The 19,522-nt window shown below is 60.4% G+C and carries 17 protein-coding genes and 1 tRNA gene; 13 read left to right on the top strand and 5 right to left on the bottom strand.

Annotation, left to right across the window (positions count from 1 at the left end):
* Positions 1-3: 3 nt before the first annotated feature.
* The 4 genes from FHT76_RS19215 to FHT76_RS19195 all read left to right on the top strand — a co-directional run bounded on the left by FHT76_RS19215 (position 4) and on the right by FHT76_RS19195 (position 4,991).
* Positions 4-1,185, top strand: coding sequence for a phosphoserine transaminase (locus FHT76_RS19215; protein ID WP_183862090.1), 1,182 nt, complete (start codon positions 4-6; stop codon positions 1,183-1,185).
* Positions 1,186-1,271: 86 nt separating this feature from the next.
* Positions 1,272-2,867 carry a phosphoglycerate dehydrogenase gene (gene serA, locus FHT76_RS19210; RefSeq protein ID WP_183862088.1) on the top strand — a complete coding sequence of 532 codons (1,596 nt, stop codon included), beginning with the start codon at positions 1,272-1,274 and terminating at the stop codon, positions 2,865-2,867.
* Positions 2,868-3,233: 366 nt separating this feature from the next.
* Positions 3,234-3,542: a hypothetical protein gene (locus tag FHT76_RS19200; RefSeq protein WP_183862086.1), complete on the top strand. Its 309-nt coding sequence runs from the start codon at positions 3,234-3,236 to the stop codon at positions 3,540-3,542.
* A gap of 276 nt (positions 3,543-3,818) precedes the next feature.
* Positions 3,819-4,991 carry a transporter substrate-binding domain-containing protein gene (locus tag FHT76_RS19195; protein WP_183862084.1) on the top strand — a complete coding sequence of 391 codons (1,173 nt, stop codon included), beginning with the start codon at positions 3,819-3,821 and terminating at the stop codon, positions 4,989-4,991.
* Positions 4,992-5,034: 43 nt separating this feature from the next.
* Here FHT76_RS19195 and FHT76_RS19190 read toward each other — a convergent pair whose 3' ends face one another.
* Positions 5,035-7,281: a heavy metal translocating P-type ATPase gene (locus tag FHT76_RS19190; RefSeq protein WP_183862082.1), complete on the bottom strand. Its 2,247-nt coding sequence runs from the start codon at positions 7,279-7,281 to the stop codon at positions 5,035-5,037.
* A 71-nt stretch (positions 7,282-7,352) separates the two neighbouring features.
* On the opposite strand from FHT76_RS19190, the gene FHT76_RS19185 reads away from it, so the two are divergent.
* Positions 7,353-7,811 carry a helix-turn-helix domain-containing protein gene (locus FHT76_RS19185; RefSeq protein ID WP_183755696.1) on the top strand — a complete coding sequence of 153 codons (459 nt, stop codon included), beginning with the start codon at positions 7,353-7,355 and terminating at the stop codon, positions 7,809-7,811.
* Between the two features lie 220 nt (positions 7,812-8,031).
* Here FHT76_RS19185 and FHT76_RS19180 read toward each other — a convergent pair whose 3' ends face one another.
* Positions 8,032-8,931, bottom strand: a complete 900-nt coding sequence (locus FHT76_RS19180; RefSeq protein ID WP_183862080.1) for a LysR family transcriptional regulator — start codon at positions 8,929-8,931, stop codon at positions 8,032-8,034.
* A 115-nt stretch (positions 8,932-9,046) separates the two neighbouring features.
* Between FHT76_RS19180 and FHT76_RS19175 the strand changes: the two genes are divergently transcribed.
* The gene (locus tag FHT76_RS19175) at positions 9,047-10,198 is read left to right on the top strand and encodes a TDT family transporter (protein ID WP_183755694.1); all 1,152 of its coding nucleotides are present in this window, start codon (positions 9,047-9,049) and stop codon (positions 10,196-10,198) included.
* 9 nt (positions 10,199-10,207) lie between these two features.
* Here the strand turns inward: FHT76_RS19175 and FHT76_RS19170 are convergent, their stop codons facing one another.
* A complete protein-coding gene (locus tag FHT76_RS19170) occupies positions 10,208-10,822 on the bottom strand; it encodes an O-methyltransferase (protein WP_183862077.1) in 615 nt (204 codons plus the stop codon).
* Positions 10,823-11,115: 293 nt separating this feature from the next.
* On the opposite strand from FHT76_RS19170, the gene FHT76_RS19165 reads away from it, so the two are divergent.
* The 5 genes from FHT76_RS19165 (at position 11,116) to FHT76_RS19145 (ending at position 15,943) form a co-directional block, all read left to right on the top strand.
* Positions 11,116-11,886 (top strand): siderophore-interacting protein, encoded by a 771-nt coding sequence (locus FHT76_RS19165; protein WP_183862075.1) that lies wholly within the window; start codon positions 11,116-11,118, stop codon positions 11,884-11,886.
* A 257-nt stretch (positions 11,887-12,143) separates the two neighbouring features.
* On the top strand, positions 12,144-12,959 hold the full coding sequence (locus FHT76_RS19160) for a sulfurtransferase/chromate resistance protein (RefSeq protein WP_183862073.1): 816 nt from the start codon (positions 12,144-12,146) through the stop codon (positions 12,957-12,959).
* 1 nt (position 12,960) lies between these two features.
* A complete protein-coding gene (gene chrA / locus FHT76_RS19155) occupies positions 12,961-14,373 on the top strand; it encodes a chromate efflux transporter (RefSeq protein WP_183862071.1) in 1,413 nt (470 codons plus the stop codon).
* Positions 14,374-14,557: 184 nt separating this feature from the next.
* Positions 14,558-15,757: a tRNA 2-thiouridine(34) synthase MnmA gene (gene mnmA / locus FHT76_RS19150; protein ID WP_183755690.1), complete on the top strand. Its 1,200-nt coding sequence runs from the start codon at positions 14,558-14,560 to the stop codon at positions 15,755-15,757.
* A gap of 109 nt (positions 15,758-15,866) precedes the next feature.
* Positions 15,867-15,943 (top strand) — tRNA-Met (locus FHT76_RS19145).
* A gap of 179 nt (positions 15,944-16,122) precedes the next feature.
* On the opposite strand, the gene FHT76_RS19140 is transcribed toward FHT76_RS19145, so the two are convergent.
* Complete coding sequence (locus FHT76_RS19140) at positions 16,123-16,308, bottom strand: hypothetical protein (RefSeq protein WP_183755689.1); 186 nt, start codon at positions 16,306-16,308, stop codon at positions 16,123-16,125.
* Between the two features lie 1,225 nt (positions 16,309-17,533).
* Between FHT76_RS19140 and FHT76_RS19135 the strand changes: the two genes are divergently transcribed.
* Both FHT76_RS19135 and FHT76_RS19130 read left to right on the top strand, forming a co-directional pair.
* The gene (locus FHT76_RS19135; protein WP_183755687.1) at positions 17,534-17,683 is read left to right on the top strand and encodes a hypothetical protein; all 150 of its coding nucleotides are present in this window, start codon (positions 17,534-17,536) and stop codon (positions 17,681-17,683) included.
* Positions 17,684-18,316: 633 nt separating this feature from the next.
* A complete protein-coding gene (locus FHT76_RS19130; RefSeq protein WP_016557240.1) occupies positions 18,317-18,577 on the top strand; it encodes a hypothetical protein in 261 nt (86 codons plus the stop codon).
* 260 nt (positions 18,578-18,837) lie between these two features.
* Here the strand turns inward: FHT76_RS19130 and FHT76_RS19125 are convergent, their stop codons facing one another.
* Positions 18,838-19,461 (bottom strand): outer membrane protein, encoded by a 624-nt coding sequence (locus tag FHT76_RS19125; RefSeq protein WP_183862067.1) that lies wholly within the window; start codon positions 19,459-19,461, stop codon positions 18,838-18,840.
* Positions 19,462-19,522 lie beyond the last annotated feature (61 nt).

The raw sequence follows: 19,522 nt of genomic DNA, 5'->3' as shown, positions 1-19,522 counted from the left end.
CATATGGCCGCTGCCACCGCAAAGCCGGACGTCCGTCCGAACAACACTCATTTTTCTTCTGGCCCTTGCTCGAAGCGTCCCGGTTGGTCGCTCGAAGCCCTTTCCGACGCGCCGCTTGGCCGTTCGCACCGCGCGAAGATCGGAAAGATGAAGCTCAAGCAGGCCATCGACCTTACCCGTGAAATTCTCGAAGTGCCTGCCGATTACCGCATCGGCATCGTGCCCGCTTCCGACACCGGCGCCGTCGAAATGGCGCTCTGGTCGCTGCTCGGCGAGCGCGGCGTCGACATGGTCGCCTGGGAAAGCTTCGGCGCCGGCTGGGTCACCGATGTCGTCAAGCAGCTGAAGCTGAAAGACGTCCGCAAGATCGAAGCCGGTTACGGCGAGCTGCCGGACCTTTCGACCATCGATTTCGACCGCGACGTCGTCTTCACCTGGAACGGCACCACCTCGGGCGTTCGCGTTCCGAACGGCGACTTCATCCCGGCCGACCGCAAGGGCCTGACGATCTGCGATGCCACCTCGGCTGCTTTTGCGCAGAACCTCGATTTTGCCAAGCTCGACGTTGTCACCTTCTCCTGGCAGAAGGTTCTCGGCGGCGAGGGCGCTCATGGCGTCATCATCCTGTCGCCGCGCGCTGTCGAGCGTCTGACGACTTACGCACCGGCCTGGCCGCTGCCGAAAATCTTCCGCATGACCTCGGGCGGCAAGCTGATCGAGGGCATATTCACCGGCGAAACCATCAACACGCCGTCGATGCTCTGCGTCGAGGACTATATCGACGCACTGCTCTGGTCGAAGGATGTTGGCGGCCTGAAGGGCCTGATGGCCCGCGCCGACGCCAATGCCAAGGTCATCGCCGACTTCGTCGCCGCCAATGACTGGATCGCCAACCTGGCCGTCAAGGCCGAGACGGCTTCCAACACCTCGGTCTGCCTGAAGATTACCGATAAGGACGTTCTGGCACTCGACGCCGACGGCCAGGCGAACTTCGCCAAGGGCATCGTCAGCCTGCTCGACAAGGAAGGTGTCGCCTACGACATCGGCCATTACCGTGACGCTCCGTCTGGCCTGCGCATCTGGGCCGGCGCCACGATCGAAACTGCAGACATGCAGAAGCTGATGCCGTGGCTTTCCTGGGCGTTCGAAACGCAGAAGGCGACGCTTTCCCAGGCTGCCGCCTGAGTTGATCGCATCCGGCTCCGCCGAACGGGCGGAGCCTCGCAATCCCGATTACATTCCATCGTTGAACCTTTTGAAGGAAGCCCCCAATGGCACCTCGCGTTCTCGTATCCGACGAACTGTCGGAAACTGCCGTCCAGATCTTCCGTGATCGCGGCGTCGAAGTCGATTTCCAGCCGCAGCTCGGCAAGGACAAGGACAAGCTTGCCGAAATCATCGGCAACTACGACGGCCTCGCTATCCGCTCCGCCACCAAGGCAACGGAAAAGCTGATCGCCGCCGCGACCAACCTCAAGGTCATCGGCCGCGCCGGCATCGGCGTCGACAATGTCGATATCCCGGCCGCTTCCAAGCGCGGTATCATCGTCATGAACACGCCGTTCGGCAACTCGATCACCACGGCCGAACACGCCATCGCTCTGATGTTCGCCGTTGCCCGCCAGCTGCCGCAGGCAGACAGCTCGACGCAGGCCGGCAAGTGGGAAAAGTCGAAGTTCATGGGCGTCGAAATCACCGGCAAGACGCTCGGCGTCATCGGCGCCGGCAATATCGGCGGCATCGTCTGCAAGAAGGCCATCGGCCTCGGCATGCATGTTCTCGCCTACGACCCCTTCCTCTCGGCCGAGCGCGCCCAGGAGATGGGCGTCACCAAGGTCGAGCTGGACGAGCTGCTCGCCAAGGCCGACTTCATCACCTTGCACGTACCGATGACCGACAAGACGCGCGGCATTCTCGGCAAGGAAAACCTCGCAAAGACCAAGCCCGGCGTTCGCATCATCAACTGCGCCCGTGGCGGCCTGGTCGATGAGGCAGCACTTGCCGAGGCCATCAAGTCCGGTCACGTCGCCGGAGCCGGTTTCGACGTTTTCGAAGTCGAGCCCGCCAAAGAAAGCCCGCTGTTCGGCCTGCCGAACGTGGTTTGCACTCCGCATCTCGGCGCGTCGACGACGGAAGCCCAGGAGAACGTGGCCCTGCAGGTTGCCGAGCAGATGTCGGACTATCTGGTGAAGGGTGCCGTTTCCAACGCCATCAACATGCCCTCGATCACTGCTGAGGAAGCACCGATCCTCAAGCCGTTCATCCGGCTCGCCGATGTTCTCGGTGCCTTCGTCGGCCAGGTGACGGAAGAGCCGATCAAGGAAATCGAGATCCTCTTTGACGGTGCGACGGCTGGCATGAATACGCGGGCGTTGACGAGCGCGCTGCTTGCCGGCCTGATCCGGCCGCAGGTCGCCGATGTCAACATGGTCTCGGCTCCTGTTATGATCAAGGAAAAGGGCATCGTCCTCTCCGAGGTCAAGCGCGACAAGACCGGCGTCTTCGACGGCTACATCAAGCTCACCGTCAAGACCGACACGATGACCCGATCGATCGCCGGCACGGTCTTCTCGGACGGCAAGCCCCGCTTTATCCAGATCAAGGGCATCAATCTCGATGCCGATGTCGGTTCGCACATGGTCTACCTCACGAACACCGACGTTCCCGGCATGATCGGCTTCATCGGCACCACGCTTGGCGCTGCCGGCGTCAATATCGCGAACTTCCAGCTCGGCCGCGACAAGCAGGGCGGCGATGCGATCGCGCTGCTTTATGTCGACGGTCCGATCGGCGACGAGGTCCTTGCCAAGCTGACGGCAAATCCGGCGATCCGTCAGGCAAAGCCGCTGGTTTTCGCAGTCGACTGAGTTTTGCTCCCAAGGCAATGAGAAAACCCGGCGCGGGAACCTGCGCCGGGTTTTCTCGTTTTGCCTGTTGATCACTCGCGTTGATAATCACTGTCGCGAGCGACTATCGTTCCTTTCACCTATTCGGGTGCGTCCATGACAAAGTCAGCCGTGATTATCGTCCTTGCGCTCTCATCTCTTGTGAGCCTGTCATCCTGCGCAAATACGGCGAATGGTCTTGCCAAGGACGGCCGGGAGGCGAGTAGTGCGCTGGATCAAAGCACGCATCGTATCCTCAGGGCCGGCGCGAACTGAGAGACGCTGCCGGCCTTCTACGCCTACGAAGCATCTGCCCGCCAGACCAAGCGGGCTTGCCGTTACTGCGGCGTGGCCGGAGCCGGAGCAGCGGGGGCCGGAGCGGCTGGAGCGGCAGGGGTCGCCGGAGCGCTCGCGGGCGGGTTTGCTGCAGGCGGTGATGCTGGTGCAGTCGACGCAGGCGGCGAAGCTGGCTCGGACGCCGTCGGCGCTGGTGCTGTCGCTGTCGAAGAACTCTGTGATCTCGGCCAATATGTAGCCGCCAAGGCAACGATGACAACGATCGCTGCGAGCACAATCCAGATCGTCCTGCTCTTCGATGCCGATGTGTTCACCGGGTTCGGCTTGTTGAAGTCATTCGTCATGTTAGTCCTCCTCTAAACGTTAACTCCCAGACGGGTAAAATGTTCCGATACGCGCAAATCTCCGTGAAGGTTATGTGAGCCGCCAGGATGACGCGCTCGAATCCGCGAATGCTCATGGGCTTGCCGGTCCCATTGCAGTCAATTTTACAGTAACGTACTTCCAATTTACGCCTGCTCGTGTCTCGCTAAGATCGCCTCTTCGCGTGGATTTGGATCTCGAGGGCGAGGCCGCGACCGGCTTGAGAGCCGTTGCAGAGAACCTTTCGATGTTGGAGGCCGGGTGCGAACGAGCATGATGGCAATTCCCTTTGCGGCCCTCTTCGCGCGCCACGTACATGCACGCCTGCATGCCGCATTTCACCGGGGGCACTGGGCATTCGTCGCCGTGATGCTTTTAGCAGCGATGGGGAGCGAAAACGCTCACGCCCAAATGCCGCAGCCGTCCGACAGACAAGAGTTTCCACAGCGAGAGCTGGTGATCGGCACCAAGGAGGCGCCACCCTTTGCGATGAAGGATGCCGACGGAAATTGGACAGGTATTTCCATTGACCTCTGGCGGGAAGTTGCCGAGAAGCTCGGACTGAAGTTTCGCCTCACCGAGGAACCCAACGTCCAGAAACTCCTCGAAGCGACATCGCGAGGCGACTACGATGTTTCCGTGGCGGCGATCACCATCACCGCCGATCGCGAGCGGATCGTCGATTTCAGTCAGCCTTTCTACGATACAGGGCTGGGAATAGCTGTTTCGGTCAATAGCGTATCAGTATGGCGCGAGATCATCCGGACAATGATTTCGGCGGGCTTCCTGCAGGCGGCAGGAGCGTTGATCGGCATCTCTCTGCTTGTCGGCGCGTTGGTGTGGCTGTTCGAGCGGCGTCATAACGACGACTTCGGCGGGCCGCTTGGACGTGGTTTGGGAGCAAGCATCTGGTGGTCGGCGGAGGCCATGACCCAGGCAAGCACCGGTCACCGCGGGCCGATCACAATCGCGGGCAGGGCGCTCGCGATTATTTGGATGGTGGTCTCGATCATCACGATCGCGGTCTTTACGGCCAGCGTCACCTCCGCGTTGACGACAAGGCAGATGCGCGGGCTGGTCAACGGCGTCGAGGATCTGCCGGGCGTGCGCGTCGGGACGCTTGCCAACTCGGCGACCATCGGTTTCCTGGACGGCGAACGCATCAAACATCGGACGTTTCCTCAGGTGGCCGACGGGCTCAAGGCGCTGGAAGCAGGATCGATCGATGCTTTCGTGTACGACAAACCGTTGCTTGCCTGGACCGTCGAACAACGCTTCTCCAGCACGGTTCAAGTGCTGGATGTCGATTTCGAACCTCAGAGCTACGGGCTCGCGATGCCCCTTGGACGGCCCTATCGCAAGGCGATCGATGTCGCCGTCCTTCAGGCAGTTCACGATCAGCGTTGGAAGCGGACGCTGTTTCAATATCTGGGGGAGAAGCAGTAGCGCGGGCGACCGACGTCTCCGTTATTGCCGTTCGCCGCGCGGTCTACTTCGCCGGCTTCAGGAGCCTCAGTGCGTTGATTGTGACGAGCACCGTCGCACCGGTATCGGCCAGGATCGCGGGCCACAGGCCGGTGATGCCAGCGATGGTCGTCACAAGGAACACCGCCTTCAGGCCCAGCGCGATGCTGATGTTTTGGACGATATTGCGCATGGTGCGCTTCGAGAGTTCGATCATTGCCGCCACATCGCTGACACGTCCATGAAGGATGGCGGCGTCGGCCGTTTCCAGCGCCACATCGGTACCGCCGCCCATGGCGATGCCGACATCGGCGGTCGCAAGGGCAGGGGCGTCATTGATGCCGTCGCCGACCTTGGCAACGATCAAGCCGCCGCGCTTCAGCTCGTTCACGATGCGCTGCTTGTCCTCCGGCATCAGTTCGGCTCGGACTTGGATGCCGAGTTCTTTGCCGATGGCCTCGGCAGCGCGGTGATTATCGCCCGTGAGCATGACAGTCTTGATACCCGCTACAGTCAGCGCTTCAAGACCGGACTTGGCGTCGTCGCGCGGCTCGTCGCGCATGGCGATCGCTCCTGCCAGCGTGTCGCCGACGATCAGCACCGAAACTGTTTTCCCATCGTCATTGAGTGCCGTGATACGCGCGGTCTGATCGGATGAGAGCGGAACTTGCTCGCCGGCAGCTTTCGGAGATCCGAAGAACACAGGCTGACCCTCGACTGTCCCGGCGATGCCTTTCCCTCCCAGGGCCTTGGCGCCGTTCACTGCGGGTACCGGGATACCCACAGCTGTTGCCCGTGCCAGGATCGCCAGCGCCAGCGGATGGCTCGAGCCTGTCTCAAGGGCGGCAGCATACCTCAGGACATCCGCCTCATCCCTTGCGAAGGCGATTACATCGGTCACCTGCGGCTTGCCTTCGGTTAGCGTGCCTGTCTTGTCGAGGGCGACGGCGGTGACTTTGCCGAGCGTCTCGAGCACTGCGCCGCCCTTCAGCAGCAAGCCGCGGCGCGCTCCCGAAGAAAGCGAGGCGGCAATCGCGGCCGGGGTCGAAATCACAAGGGCGCAGGGGCAGCCGATCAGCAGTATGGCGAGACCCTTGTAGATCCATTCGTCCCAAGCAGCTCCCATAAGAAGCGGCGGCATGATGGCAACCAGAGCAGCAACGACGACCACACCCGGCGTGTAGTAGCGCGAGAAACGATCGATAAAGCGTTCGGTCGGAGCCTTCGACTCCTGTGCCTCCTCCACCAGTCGGACGACACGCGCGATTGTGTTGTCGGCGGCCGCTGCGGTCACCTTGACCCGAAGTGCCGCATCACCGTTGACCGTGCCGGCAAAAACCGTTTCACCTTCACCTTTGCGTACCGGTGTGCTTTCGCCTGTGACCGGCGCTTCGTCGATTGCACTCTCGCCAGACAGGATGGTGCCGTCCGCCGCGATGCGGTCACCAGGTCGAACCAGAATAATCGCGCCGACGGCGAGGCTTTCGGCCGGCACTTCCCGGGTCGTGCCACCTTCCTCGATAAAGGCTCGTTTGGGAACCAAAGTCGTCAGGGACTGGATGCTTGCCCGTGCCTTGCCTGCGGCGACGCCTTCCAGCAGTTCGCCAACCAGAAACAGGAAAACCACGGTTGCGGCTTCCTCGCCGGCATGAATGATCACCGCGCCGACTGCCGCGATGGTCATCAACATTTCGATCGAAAACGGTGTGCCCGACAAGGCAGCCGTGACTGCGCGACGAGCGATCGGAACAAGCCCGACGAGCATCGCAACGACGAATGCATAAGGCGCAATGGAAGGCACAAGGTGGCCGATGACGTAGGCGACCACGAGCGCCACACCGGAGAATATGGTCAGGCGACCTTTCCTGCTTTGCCACCAGGGACCAACCATCGGCGCGTCGTGGCCGTGGAGCCCTTCCAGTGCATCCGGCGCCTGCTCCGCCGCATGATCGTGAGCCTGATGGTTGTGCCCGGCGTGATCGTGGTCACCATGGTCATGGTCATGGTCATGGTGGGAACGGCCTGCCTGCTCCGTATCCGCCGGCAACCTGCCGGCCGCTTGCGAGACGCTATAGCCTAGGCTCGTGACTTTCTTTTCGATGGCGACAAGGTCGCTGCTGCCGTCGTGGCGTACGGTCATCGTTCCGGCGGTCACCGAAACCGAAACGTCTTCGACGCCGGGCATACGTCGGACGGCCGTGTCGATCTTGGCTGCGCAACTGGCGCAATCCATGCCGCCGACCCTGTATCGCTTCTCGACCGTTTCGCCCATGATCCGCTTCCTTGTCAGTTCGAAGCATCTTTCCTACATCCTCTAGCGACTAGAGGTGCAAGAGGAAAATCATGAAAAAGATCACGATCGGGGAAGCGTCCCGGAAAAGCGGCGTCAAGGTACCGACAATCCGCTACTATGAGAGCATCGGCCTCCTTGCGGAGCCAAATCGTAGCGAGGGCAATCAACGCTCCTACGAGCCGGCCGATCTGCGCAGGCTTGCCTTCATCCGTCACGCCCGCGAGCTTGGGTTCGAGGTGGAGGCGATCCGCACTCTCCTCACCCTGCAGGACGATCCGCACCAGTCCTGCGCGTCCGCAGATGCGATCGCCAAGGCTCGCCTAATCGAAGTCGAGCAGAGGATCCGGAGCTTGATGGCGTTGAAGGCTGAGCTTGAGCTGATGGTTGAAGGCTGCGGGCACGGGCGCGTCGATCAGTGCCGCGTCATCGAGGTGCTGGCCGATCACGGTCAGTGCAGTCATGCTCATCACTCGCGGTGGAATGAAATCGGAAGGCTCCAGGGAGCCTGAATCTTTCAGCCTTGCACAATACGCAGGCGTTTCGCCTATAGCTTCTGCGATTTATAATTTTGATCGTATTTAGATTTTCTGTGCACGCCCGACCGATCCCTGCTTTTAGGATCAAAACCGAAGAGCAGTCGCAGAAGGTACCGCTGAAGGTGCATGGCTCCTACTGGGCCGCCGCCCGATGCTGCAGGCTGAGACGAAGTTTTGATTGACGGCAGCGTATTTACCTCTGGTCGCCGGCATCGGCTGCTGACGCCATAGCGTCAAACGCGTCCGCCGCCTTGCTGCGGTAGCGCTCCTGATGGCGGAGCAGAAAGAACGGCCGGGGCAAGGGAGGAATGTTCGCTTCCTTAAGAGTTCCGGCCCGGAGAAACGGGGTGGCGATGCTTCGTGATATCAGCGTTGCACCCAGTCCGGCCTCGACAGTGCCAATCACCGTCTCGTTGCCCGGCAGAGACATGGGAACATCCAGCTTCGCGACCGTCAGTCCGGCTGTTTGGAGAAGGCTCTCGAAAGCGCGTCGGGTTCCGGAACCTGTCTCGCGCAGGATCCACGCGGTTTGGGTGAAATCTCTGATGGTTCGCGGTTTTCCGTCGGCCCAGGCGTGCCCGGGCGCTACGACGACAATCATCTCGTCGGTGGCAATCTTTCTCATCGACAGGCCCCGGCGATGCTGTGGCCATTCGATGAGGCCGATTTCTGCTCGCCCTTCCGCTACAGCATCCGTCACTTCCTCCGTATTGCCGATCTTGACGTTCAACGCGATGCCGGAATGATGCCTGCGATATTCCGCGAGACGCGGTGCAAGCCAGTAGCCGGCGACAGTCTGGCTCGCCATGATCGATAGTTCGCCGTGCATCAGGCCGGAAAGATCCATCAAGGCCGCTTCGGCGGCGCGTGCGCTCGCGAGGACCGCGTGCGCTTCCTTGAGGAACATCCGCCCAGCTTGGTTCAGCACGATCGAGCGACCGACACGGTCAAACAGCGCAACGCGATGCCTGCTTTCGAGCGCGGTGATTGCTGCGCTGACGGCCGATTGCGTCATGTTGAGGTCGGCAGCCGCCTGAGTGATGTGCTCTCGCGCGGCGACTGCAACGAAGATTCGAAGCTGTTCAAGGGTCAAAGGAATACCGATCCTAAATTAATCATTCGATTTTGTCGAACAAAATTACAATTATAATTCGTTGGAGTCGATTGATTTAGCGGCGTATCCAAGAGCGATAACGAAGGATACAGCCATGACCGCATTTTCCGTTCCAGGCATTCGACCCACGCCGTCCGAAGGACACTGGCGCATCCTGCATTTTACGCCGAACTGGTTCGCGGCAACGATGGGTACGGGCATTTTTGCCATCTGTCTCGCGCAGTTCCCGAATGCGCCGGCATTGTCGATCTTCGGGGAAGTGTTGTGGCTGGCGAACATCGTGCTGTTCGCCAGCCTTTCGGCTCTATATGCAAGCAAATGGATCCTGTACCCGCGGGATGCCCTGCGTGTGTTCGCCCACCCTGTCGTGTCGATGTTTTTTGGGTGCGTCCCGATGGGGCTGGCGACCATCATAAATGGAACGGTGATCTTTGGCGCAGCGTGGTTTGGCCAAGCCGCCATCTCGGTGGCGGTTGGCCTGTGGTGGTTCGATGCGGCGCTTGCGGTGCTTTCCGGTCTTGCGATTCCGTTCGCGATGGTCACCCGGCAGACGCATGTGCTCGAAGAGATGAGTGCGGTGTGGCTGTTGCCGGTGGTTGCCTGCGAAGTCACCGCGGCAAGCGGCGGGTTGCTGCTTCCTCACATTCCCGGCGCGGGTAACCAGATGACGGTGCTGTTTGCGAGTTACGTGCTCTGGGCCGCTTCCGTGCCGCTGGCGCTTGGGCTGCTCAGCATCCTCTTCCTGCGGATGGTGCTTCACAACTTGCCTCCGGCCAGCATGGCGTCGACCGCTTTCCTGTCGCTCGGCCCGATAGGGACCGGGGCGCTCGGACTGATCCTTTTTGCGCTGAACGGGAACGCGGTGCTCGCCGCCAATGGTCTCGGCCTCTTTGCCGGCGCAATGTCGGGTGCCGCATTCCTCGGCGCGATCTTGCTTTGGGCCTATGGGTTGTGGTGGTTGGGCATGGCGCTGGCCATAACTGCCCGCTACGTGGCGAATGGCCTGCCATTCAACCTCGGCTGGTGGGGATACACCTTTCCGATCGGTGTCTACGCGGTTGCAACGCTGCGTCTTGCGGCGGCGGTCCATTTTCCGGCGCTCGCGATGCTCGGTGCCGTTCTTGTGATCGTGCTCGCGGCGATCTGGATTGTCGTTGCCGTCAGAACCTGCTTCGGGGCCGTGGACGGCACACTATTTGTAGATCCTAGTTTGGCTGACGGGGCTCCGTCGGGCCTCACTCGGTAAGGCTTGAGTTCATCGGTCGAAGCGACTCACCTCGATTCCGCTGCCGACCGGCAAAAGCACGCTGGTAATGCCGGGCCTGGCCCGGATCGCCTTGCCGTATTGCCTGACGTTCTCGTCGCCGGGACGGAGCATGTTGTCCGCAACGACAATCGCGCCGGGATTGAGCTTGGGATAGAAGGCCTCGAGGCAAGGCAGATACAAGTCCTTCCAGAGATCCACGAGGACAAAGTCGATGCCATCGGTGAGGTCACCGATCATTTCGACCGCGTCACCGATCCGGAAATCGATCCAGTCCGCGAGCCTAGCCTTTGTCGCCATCTCTTTGGCATGTGCCGACTTATACTCGTGCAACTCCATGGTGATCAGCCTGCCGCCTGCCGCCCGCGCCGCTTCCGCCAGCCAGATGCCGGAATAGCCGAAGGAAGTGCCAAGCTCGAGAATGACCGGCTTTTCGAGGCTCTTGGCGAGAATGTTGATAAGTTGCCCGGTTTCCCGACCGACCGCGCGCAAACGCATGTCCTGCCCTCCGTCGCGGCCGCCGGGCACAAGCTGGCGAGGGCTGTTCTGCTCCTCGCGGATCATGACATGGTAGGTATCAAGCACGTCTTGAATCTTGCTGTCCATCTTCGACTCCTCGAGGGGTGCCCGCGTTGAGACACCCACATGCGCGGCCCTGCTGACAAGATTTGCTCGGTAGTCGCCGGCATGAAAGTTAAACTTTGGCAACAATCGCCATTTACCGCCAAGCGTTGTTGCACGGCCCTGAGATGTCGGTTACATCCGGCGCGTCAACGGTCGGGCGTCGCTCGGCCGCGTAAGCGTTAACGTCACTTAACGCGTATGATCGAACGGCTCTGCGGCTTCGATCTGCGCGACTGTGTCCTGCGGATCGAGGTGAAGAGCCTCTGAAGGACACGATGGATAGCAATCAGAACTCAACTTACAGCCTGCCGGCTCCACAGATCGAACGGGTTCGTCATGAACTACGTCGCCGCTCCCTGACGGTCGCCGAAGTCACGGACATCACGCCGGGCATGCGCCGCATCGTCCTGACGGGCGACGACCTTGCGGACTTCATCAGCCTAGCGCCGGATGATCACGTGAAAGTCTTTGTGCCTGCGCTCGAGGGCGAGGCCCGTCGCGACTATACGCCACGGCGGTACGACAACGATGCCCGCACGTTGACGATCGACTTTGCCTTGCATGAAGCCGGCCCGGTGACCCAGTGGGCGATTGAGGCATCCGTGGGCGATACGCTTGCGATCGGCGGGCCGCGAGGCTCAGCGGTGGTGTCCTCAACCGTGACCCGGTGGCTGCTGATCGGCGACGAAACCGCGCTGCCTGCCATGGGACGCCGGATCGAGGAAAGCGATGTCGGCATGGTGATCACCGCGATCGCGGCGGTGGCAGGGCAGGCGGAGAGGCAGATCTTCGAAACCAAGGCGGATCTACATATGCATTGGGCGGAACGATCGCCTTCGGATGCGACGGATGCCGGACCGCTTCTGAGCATATTGCGGGGAGTCGATATTCGGCCGGAAACTTTCGTCTGGGTCGCAGCCGAGGCGTCGGTTACCCGCGCAATCCGCGCCTATCTTGTTACGGAGCGGGGCTATCCGTTGCACTGGATCAAGGCTTCCGGGTACTGGGTCAAGGGCAAGGCCGATACCACGGAGAAGTTCGACTAGGTTCTGTTCAGGAGGCGCGCGCGTCACGCAGACGCCTCGCTCCCTGCTCCTACGGCCTCTGAAGGGCCCTTTCCAGCGTGAAATCCGTGTTCGCAACGTCGCTGCATCTCGGATCTTCGCAAGCAACGCGCGGTTGGAAAGTGTTTGACACACCCGGATCCACCATGGATCATACGCCTCATGGGGTCGCGATCACCCCACGAGGCGCCAGCCGAAGAGTCGCGTCCAACGAAGCCGCTAACACGGAGGGACGCGCGATGCCGTCATTCACCGAAATCTCAGCCGACAAACTCAACCGCCTCATTGGCACGCCCGGTGCGCCGGTGTTGATCGATGTGCGCAACGATGAGGATTTTTCTGCCGATCCTCGTCTCATTCCCGGGTCAATCCGCAGGCCGTTCAGGGAGGTGGACCAATGGGGCCATGAAATCCAGAGTCCAGCGGTGATCATCTGCCACCATGGCGCCAAGCTCAGCCACGGCGTTGCCGCGCATCTTCGCTTCATGGGCGTGCAGGCCGAAACGCTGGAAGGCGGGTTCGAAGCATGGATCAAGACGAGCGGCCTTGCTGTGCCCTCGGAGAAGTTGCCGTCTCGTGATGCCAAGGGACGAACCGTTTGGGTCACGCGCGCGCGCCCGAAGATCGACCGTATCGCATGCCCCTGGCTGATCCGTCGCTTCGTCGATCCGTCGGCCGTCTTTCTGTTTGTTCCGACCGCGGAGGTCTTGATGGTCGCCGACCGTTTCGGGGCGACACCCTTCGATATCGAGGGTGTCTTCTGGAGCCATCGCGGCGATCGCTGCTCCTTCGACATCATGGTGGAGGAATTTGCCATTCAATCCGACGCGCTCCTCAGGCTTGCGACGGTTGTCCGGGCGGCCGATACCGCAAGACTCGATCTTGCGCCTGAAGCGGCCGGATTGCTGGCGGCTTCACTCGGGCTTTCGCGGATGTTTGCCGACGACCTTGAGCAATTGGAAGCAGGCATGACCCTATACGATGCCTTCTATCGATGGTGCCGGGACGCGACCGACGAGACGCACAATTGGCCCTCGGCGAAGAAGGGAAGCTGAGATGGCCAACCTTGTCACGGATACACCCGCCGACAACATGACGGGCGGGACGGGTCACGGTGTCTCCTTCGGCGAAGCCTTCCGCGTCTGGTTGCGGGTGGCGGCGCTGAGCTTCGGCGGCCCGGCCGGGCAGATCGCCGTCATGCACAGGATCGTCGTCGACGAAAAGAAGTGGATCGGCGAGCATCGTTTTCTGCATGCCCTGAACTACTGCATGCTGTTGCCGGGACCAGAAGCGCAACAGCTCGCCATCTATATCGGCTGGCTCATGCACAGGACGGCAGGCGGGCTTGTCGCCGGCATCCTTTTCGTTTTGCCTGGTTTCCTGTCCATCCTTGCCCTCAGCTACGTCTACGTGCTGTTTGGAAACGTCGACGCCATCGAAGGCATGTTCTTCGGTCTCAAGGCGGCTGTTCTTGCGGTCGTTTTGCAAGCCGTCATCCGGATCGGTGGTAGAGCGCTGAAAAATCCGGCGATGGTCGCCATCGCGGCCGCGGCGTTCGTGGGGATCTATATTCTGCATATCTCGTTCCCGTTGATCATCCTGGCGGCGGCGATCATCGGCTTTTTGGGTTCGGCAACCGGCTCGAAGCCCTTCCAGACAGGCAATGGCCATAAGGCCGCTGCCGGTCGCGTGCTGGCCGACGTCGATTCCGCGCTCGGAAAGGAAACGCCGCTCCACGCGCGGCCGAACCTGCTATGGTCGTTGAAGATTTCGGCCGTCATGCTGGCGTTGTGGCTCGGACCGCTCTTGCTGCTTTACGTGCTCCGAGGCGGCGATGATGTGTTTACGCAGATCGGCGTCTTTTTCAGCAAGATGGCCGTGGTGACCTTTGGGGGCGCGTACGCCGTGCTTGCCTATGTCGCGCAGGAGGCGGTTCAGCATTATGGCTGGCTGCGCCCAACGGAGATGCTGGATGGGCTCGGCATGGCCGAGACGACGCCCGGCCCCCTGATTATGGTCCTCCAGTTCGTCGGCTTCATGGGAGCTCACCGCGATCCAGGCGGTCTCGATCCGATGGTGGCCGCGACGCTGGCCGCAATCCTCACGACCTGGGTGACCTTCGTGCCGTGCTTCCTGTGGATCTTTCTGGGTGCGCCGTTCATCGAGAAGCTTAGGGGAAATGCAGCGCTCGCAAGCGCGATGTCGGCCATTACCGCTGCTGTGGTCGGCGTCATCCTGAACCTCGCAATCTGGTTCGGCTTGCATTTCCTGTTTACCGAGACGCGCATCCATCGGCTTGGCCTCGTATGGATTGAGGTACCCGTCTGGTCATCGCTGGCTCTGCCGTCGCTCGTTCTCAGCATCGCGGCTGCCGTTGCCATCTTCCGGTTCAGACTGTCGGTGATCCCCACATTGATCGCTTGTGCCGTGGCCGGAATGCTTTGGAAGCTACTCGGGGCGGCGCTGTAACAGCGGCAGCACAAGGCATGTGCCAAGCGACACTTCACTGATGAAACTTGCATCCTCTTGCGCCGGAACCCAATCCTTTCTATATCCTCGCCAACGAAAGTCCGGCGGCCGATCCCGCGCGGACGCATGAAATCCGCCGCATCTTATGGGTGGATCACAACAAGCTTAGAATTGGCAGTCACCCGTGAACACACTGGATTTTGAAAAGAAGCCGGAAGATACCCGCGTTGTCGTCGCCATGTCCGGCGGCGTCGATAGTTCCGTGGTGGCAGGCATTCTCAAGCGCCAGGGCTATGACGTGCTCGGCATTACGCTGCAGCTTTACGATCACGGCGCCGCAGTTCATCGCGCAGGCTCCTGCTGTGCCGGCCAAGATATCGACGATGCCCGTCGGGTTTGTGAGACGCTCGGCATTCCTCACTATGTACTGGACTATGAGAAGCGCTTCCGCGACACGGTGATCAATCCATTCATGGAAAGCTATGTCGCCGGCGAGACGCCGATCCCCTGTGTCTCGTGCAATCAGACGGTCAAGTTCGCGGATCTGCTGGCAACGGCCAAGGAGCTCGGCGCCGATGCACTTGCGACCGGCCACTACATTCGCTCGCGGCCCAATCCGGCGCCTGGCGACCCCGGTCGTCGCGCGCTCTATCGTCCGGCCGATTCCGATCGCGACCAGAGCTACTTCCTTTTCGCGACGACGCAGGAGCAGATCGACTATCTGCGCTTTCCGCTCGGCGGCCTGCCGAAGGCCGAAACCCGAAAGCTTGCCGAGGACATGGGTCTTGTGGTCGCCAAGAAGGCGGACAGCCAGGACATCTGTTTCGTGCCGCAGGGCAAGTATTCCGACATCATCAACAAGCTGAAGCCGAACGCGGCGCTCGCAGGTGAGATCGTCCATCTCGACGGCCGCGTTCTCGGCCAGCATGACGGCATCCTGCACTACACCATCGGCCAGCGCCGCGGCATCGGCATTGCCACCGGCGAGCCGCTCTACGTGGTCTACCTTGATGCTCGCTCCCGCCGGGTCATTGTCGGCCCGAAGGAAGCACTGGAGACTCATCGCGTCTACTTGCGCGATGTCAACTGGCTGGGCGACGAGCCGCTCGCCGCGGCTGCCTCGGGTGAAGGCTTTGCGTGTTTCGCCAAGGTCCGCTCCACGCGCGCACCGACGCCCGCGGTGTTGCATGCCGATGCGAGTGGGATTTATGTCGACCTCGCAGTCGGCGAAGCCGGTGTTGCACCGGGCCAAGCCTGCGCGCTCTATTCGGCGCCCGGCGACGACGCACGCGTCTACGGCGGTGGTTTTATCGAACGCTCCGAGCGCGAACCGGCGGCGGAGGCTTCGCTGAAGGCGTTGCTGGCAAGCCCTATCGCGGCCTGAAAAAGCCTGTGGTATTTTCTCGATCATGCGCTTGACACAAAGCCGAGGCGCACCTTATAAGCCGCTCATCCCACGGGCCGCCGCAACGCGAACGGCACCGTTGACCAGTGGCGGAGTAGCTCAGTAGGTCAGAGCAGAGGAATCATAATCCTTGTGTCGGGGGTTCAAATCCCTCCTCCGCTACCATCCTTATCAACGACGGCTCCGTATCAGCCAACTTGGACAGTAGCCGTTAATCCGACTTAGTAGTGCTTGCTTGTTGTCGGTCGGTTGGACGACAACGGCGGCGCCTTCCTACCGATGGTAGTGGTGCGGAACTGTAACACTCTTCTTCCGACAGGCACTTAACGGCAACTCGCGTCTTCTTAGTGGAAGACATCCCACCAGTCTTTCTCTTCCGCTTCGTTCATGATTTCCAAACTCTCGATTATCTCGATTAGCTTGGCGGCCGTCATATCTTGAACCTCAGAGATTGTGTCCTCGCTGACAATCATGACAGTCCAGGTACCATCAGAGTACCGGAATGCGAGAAAGGCGGGTTTGTCGTTCACGACTGTTTCTCCCTCTGACTTGCAGGATGCGCAGGACAGCAGGCCAGATCAAGGATATCTACTCGCAGTCAAAAAGGCGGTTCCCGGATACTGTGGAGGGATCAGTCCGCAATATCCGGGATGCACTGTGTCCTAGGGTATGAGGACGTTTGGAAGGCTACAGTATCAATGGCTCCTTGCCGTCTTTCGAAAGTCGAACGATTTGTTCGACTTAGGTCGGAGCGAAAGTCGCCCTAGGCCTCATTTTCAGACTAAACAGGGCGCCATCGTTATTTGCCTGGTCTTAGTGGCAGTGCGGTCTGCTCGCGCGGCCGCAAGAGCCCGATTTCGCGCAATTGATCGGTCTGCGGCTGGTTACCCTCCGGTGACGCGGCCCGAACCAGGCGATCGAGCGTGACGAGAAGCCGCACTGGTAGAGCACTATGGATCGTCCCATCTCTAAAGCATGAGTAAGAAGCAATTCGTCGGTCTAAGCATTACGGTGTTGGTCGGTCTTACCTGCGTGCTGTTGGTGACGGCTTCGATCCTCGGCCCTACGGTCGCGGTTCCGCCTCTCTAACGGCATCGGTCAATTCATTCTGCCGATATCGCGCAGCCAGACGCCGTCAATCTGCCTCGGAACCTTCATGACGAAGGGTGCGGCGCTGATGTTGCGGCGGCGGATCGTCGTGGATATTGAGACGATGGATATCCGGTAACAGCTATGCACGCACCTTGCTGCCCATGGTAAAGCTAATCCCTCTTGGGGCTGTGGGCTCTCTTCATCAGGGTGGATTTGACAGTCAGTAGTGACAGCTCGAAGGGGCGCCCGGTTTGAAGCCTTGGTCGCAAACCGGATTCATCGGGCGCTTGCGATCCATCATTCGGGGAGTCAGAAACCGATTGGTCATCGGTGTGGTGGATCCAGTCGTTTGCTTGCTCACTGCTGTTGGGGTGCCTTTCTTCGCAGCCGATGACGCCGCCGCAGCAGGCGCAAAGTTCGAAAGACCAAAGAGTGCAGCGACCGCTGCAGCCATGAGAGCGCGGTTCATTGGCATTCTCCTTCGTATGACGGTTATCAGCACGCTATCACCGCATACGCGCAGTCGGATCACCATACGCGGGCAGCCCATGGTGCCAACGGTGTATGAACTAATGATGTCACCGGGAGGCAGCCTTGGCCGCAACGCGGTTGCCAAGCGGATGTTTCCGCCTATCTCAAAGGGTCCGCAAACAAGGAGTTGGCATGAATAGTCGTAACGGTCTCTTCCTAATTATCGGTGCTTTGCTCGTCGTCGTGGTGGGCCTGGGGGTCTACATTTATCGCGAGCAGAGCAAGCCCTCGGGCGTGGACATTTCTATTGGTGAAAAAGGAATTTCGGTCGAAGAAAAATAGGGATTGGGGTCCAGAATACTCCGGTGCGCCCGCGGGGGCAATCCGGAGCATTCCGGTGTCCATGGGTTTGGACAGCGCACGATTACGTCGTCTAGGCTCGATTGGATAGTTGGACCAAAGTCCCGAGAGTTGCAGCTCACATAGTGCTCCCGGAGACATTCAGAAATCTATTTCAATTATTTTGGAGGTCGCTAATGTGACCTCATGGCAAACCGAACGGTGCGGCTTACACAGGGCGCAGCGGGGACCGAGCATCCTGTACAGGACGAAATCTCGAATGCCAGAGGGAGAGAAGCTTAGCTCTTCGGAGGCAACGCCTGAGCTTCTCTCCCGATCATGGAACTGAGGCTCTCAGCAAAAGCGACGACGGCACTCAGAATTACCTTCAGCTACGAAGCCACGGCCGCATGTCCAGGCCGCGCATTTCCACGCAAAAGGGACCAAAGGTCGAAGCTTGAGAATTTGCGTGCGTTGATTGACCGGGGTTTGATCGCTGTATAGCCCGGCTCGCACCCGCCTGTGTAAAGCACCGCATATTCTTCCGTGGAACCTTCAATAAACTTCGGCCGTACGCCTTTCTCATTCGGCCACGATATGCACGATAGCAGCGCGCAACACAGATCGGGTTTGAGAATGGCAAAGAAACCGAAACTGGAACATTCCGAGCTCGCCGGCGAGTTTACCGAGGATGGTGTGACCGTACTCGTCGATATCTTCCGCCCGGCCGGCTCGAACGGCGACTGGAAGATGGAGGTGGTGACCCAGCACGAGGATCTCATCGAATGGGAAGAGCCCTTCGCGACCGATCGCGAGGCTTTCGACGAGTTTCTGGCCACGGTCGCCCGTGAGGGGATCAAGACATTTCTGGAAGACGAAGACCCGTCGGTCCACTAGCTCCTTTGGGGTCGTGTAGGTATGCGGGTGGCTAGGCAACGGAGGATCACGCCCCAAGAATAGCGCGCGGCGTGGCGGCAACCAGGGTGGCAACAGCCAGGGTGGCGGCGGCTAAGTCGGCGGCGGCCAGGGTGATGGCAGCCGCGGTGGAAACCACTAGACTACGAACGGACTGCCGTTTACGGCGACCGCTGTCAAGTCAGAGCCCGGGCATTCGCCCGGGCTTTGTCATTTCCTGCCACTTGCTTGGGCCGGCGCTCTCAGAATTTGTAGCCAACGCCGACGGTCACGACGTTTTGGTTGAAGTCGGTATCGACGCCGCGAAGGTCCTTGCTGCCATAGTCGTTGTAGCGATATTCGACCCGCCCGAAGATATTGTTGGTGAAGGCATAGTCGAGACCGGCTCCAACGGTCCAGCCGGAGAACGTCGCATCATCATCGCCAACAGGGGTGCTTACGTGGCCCCTGGCGCCGGTCCAGCCGGCAGCGACATAAAACAGCGCGTGATCGAGAGCGTAACCGACGCGGGCGCGAACGGAGCCTGTCGTGTCGAACTTGTATTCATTGCCGCCGACCGTTTCCTCGTCCCAATTGTAGGAAGCGTCGCCTTCGACACCGAGGACGATGTTGTTGTCGAGTTGCCAGTTATATCCGGCAAAGCCGGTGACAAGGCCGCCGTTGAGGTTGGCGTCGCCGATACCGGAGAAGTCACCGTTGCCCCACGCGCCGCCACCCTGCAGGCCTAGATAAAAGCCGTTCCAGGTGAATGCAGGCGCCGCTTCGGCAACCGGGGCCGCCGGCGGTTCGCTGACAAGGTCCGCGGCGGATGCGGTTCCCGCGAGAGCAATCATAGCTGCGGAGACGCCAACTATACGGAAATACATGATAAATCCCTCTCCTATGACAAGGGTCCACTCAAGTTACACGCCGACCAAGGCCAGCCCC

The organism is Rhizobium sp. BK176, from assembly GCF_024808055.1.
Note: the sequence above shows the minus strand (reverse complement) of the source record. Positions and strands in the feature narration are given on the sequence as shown.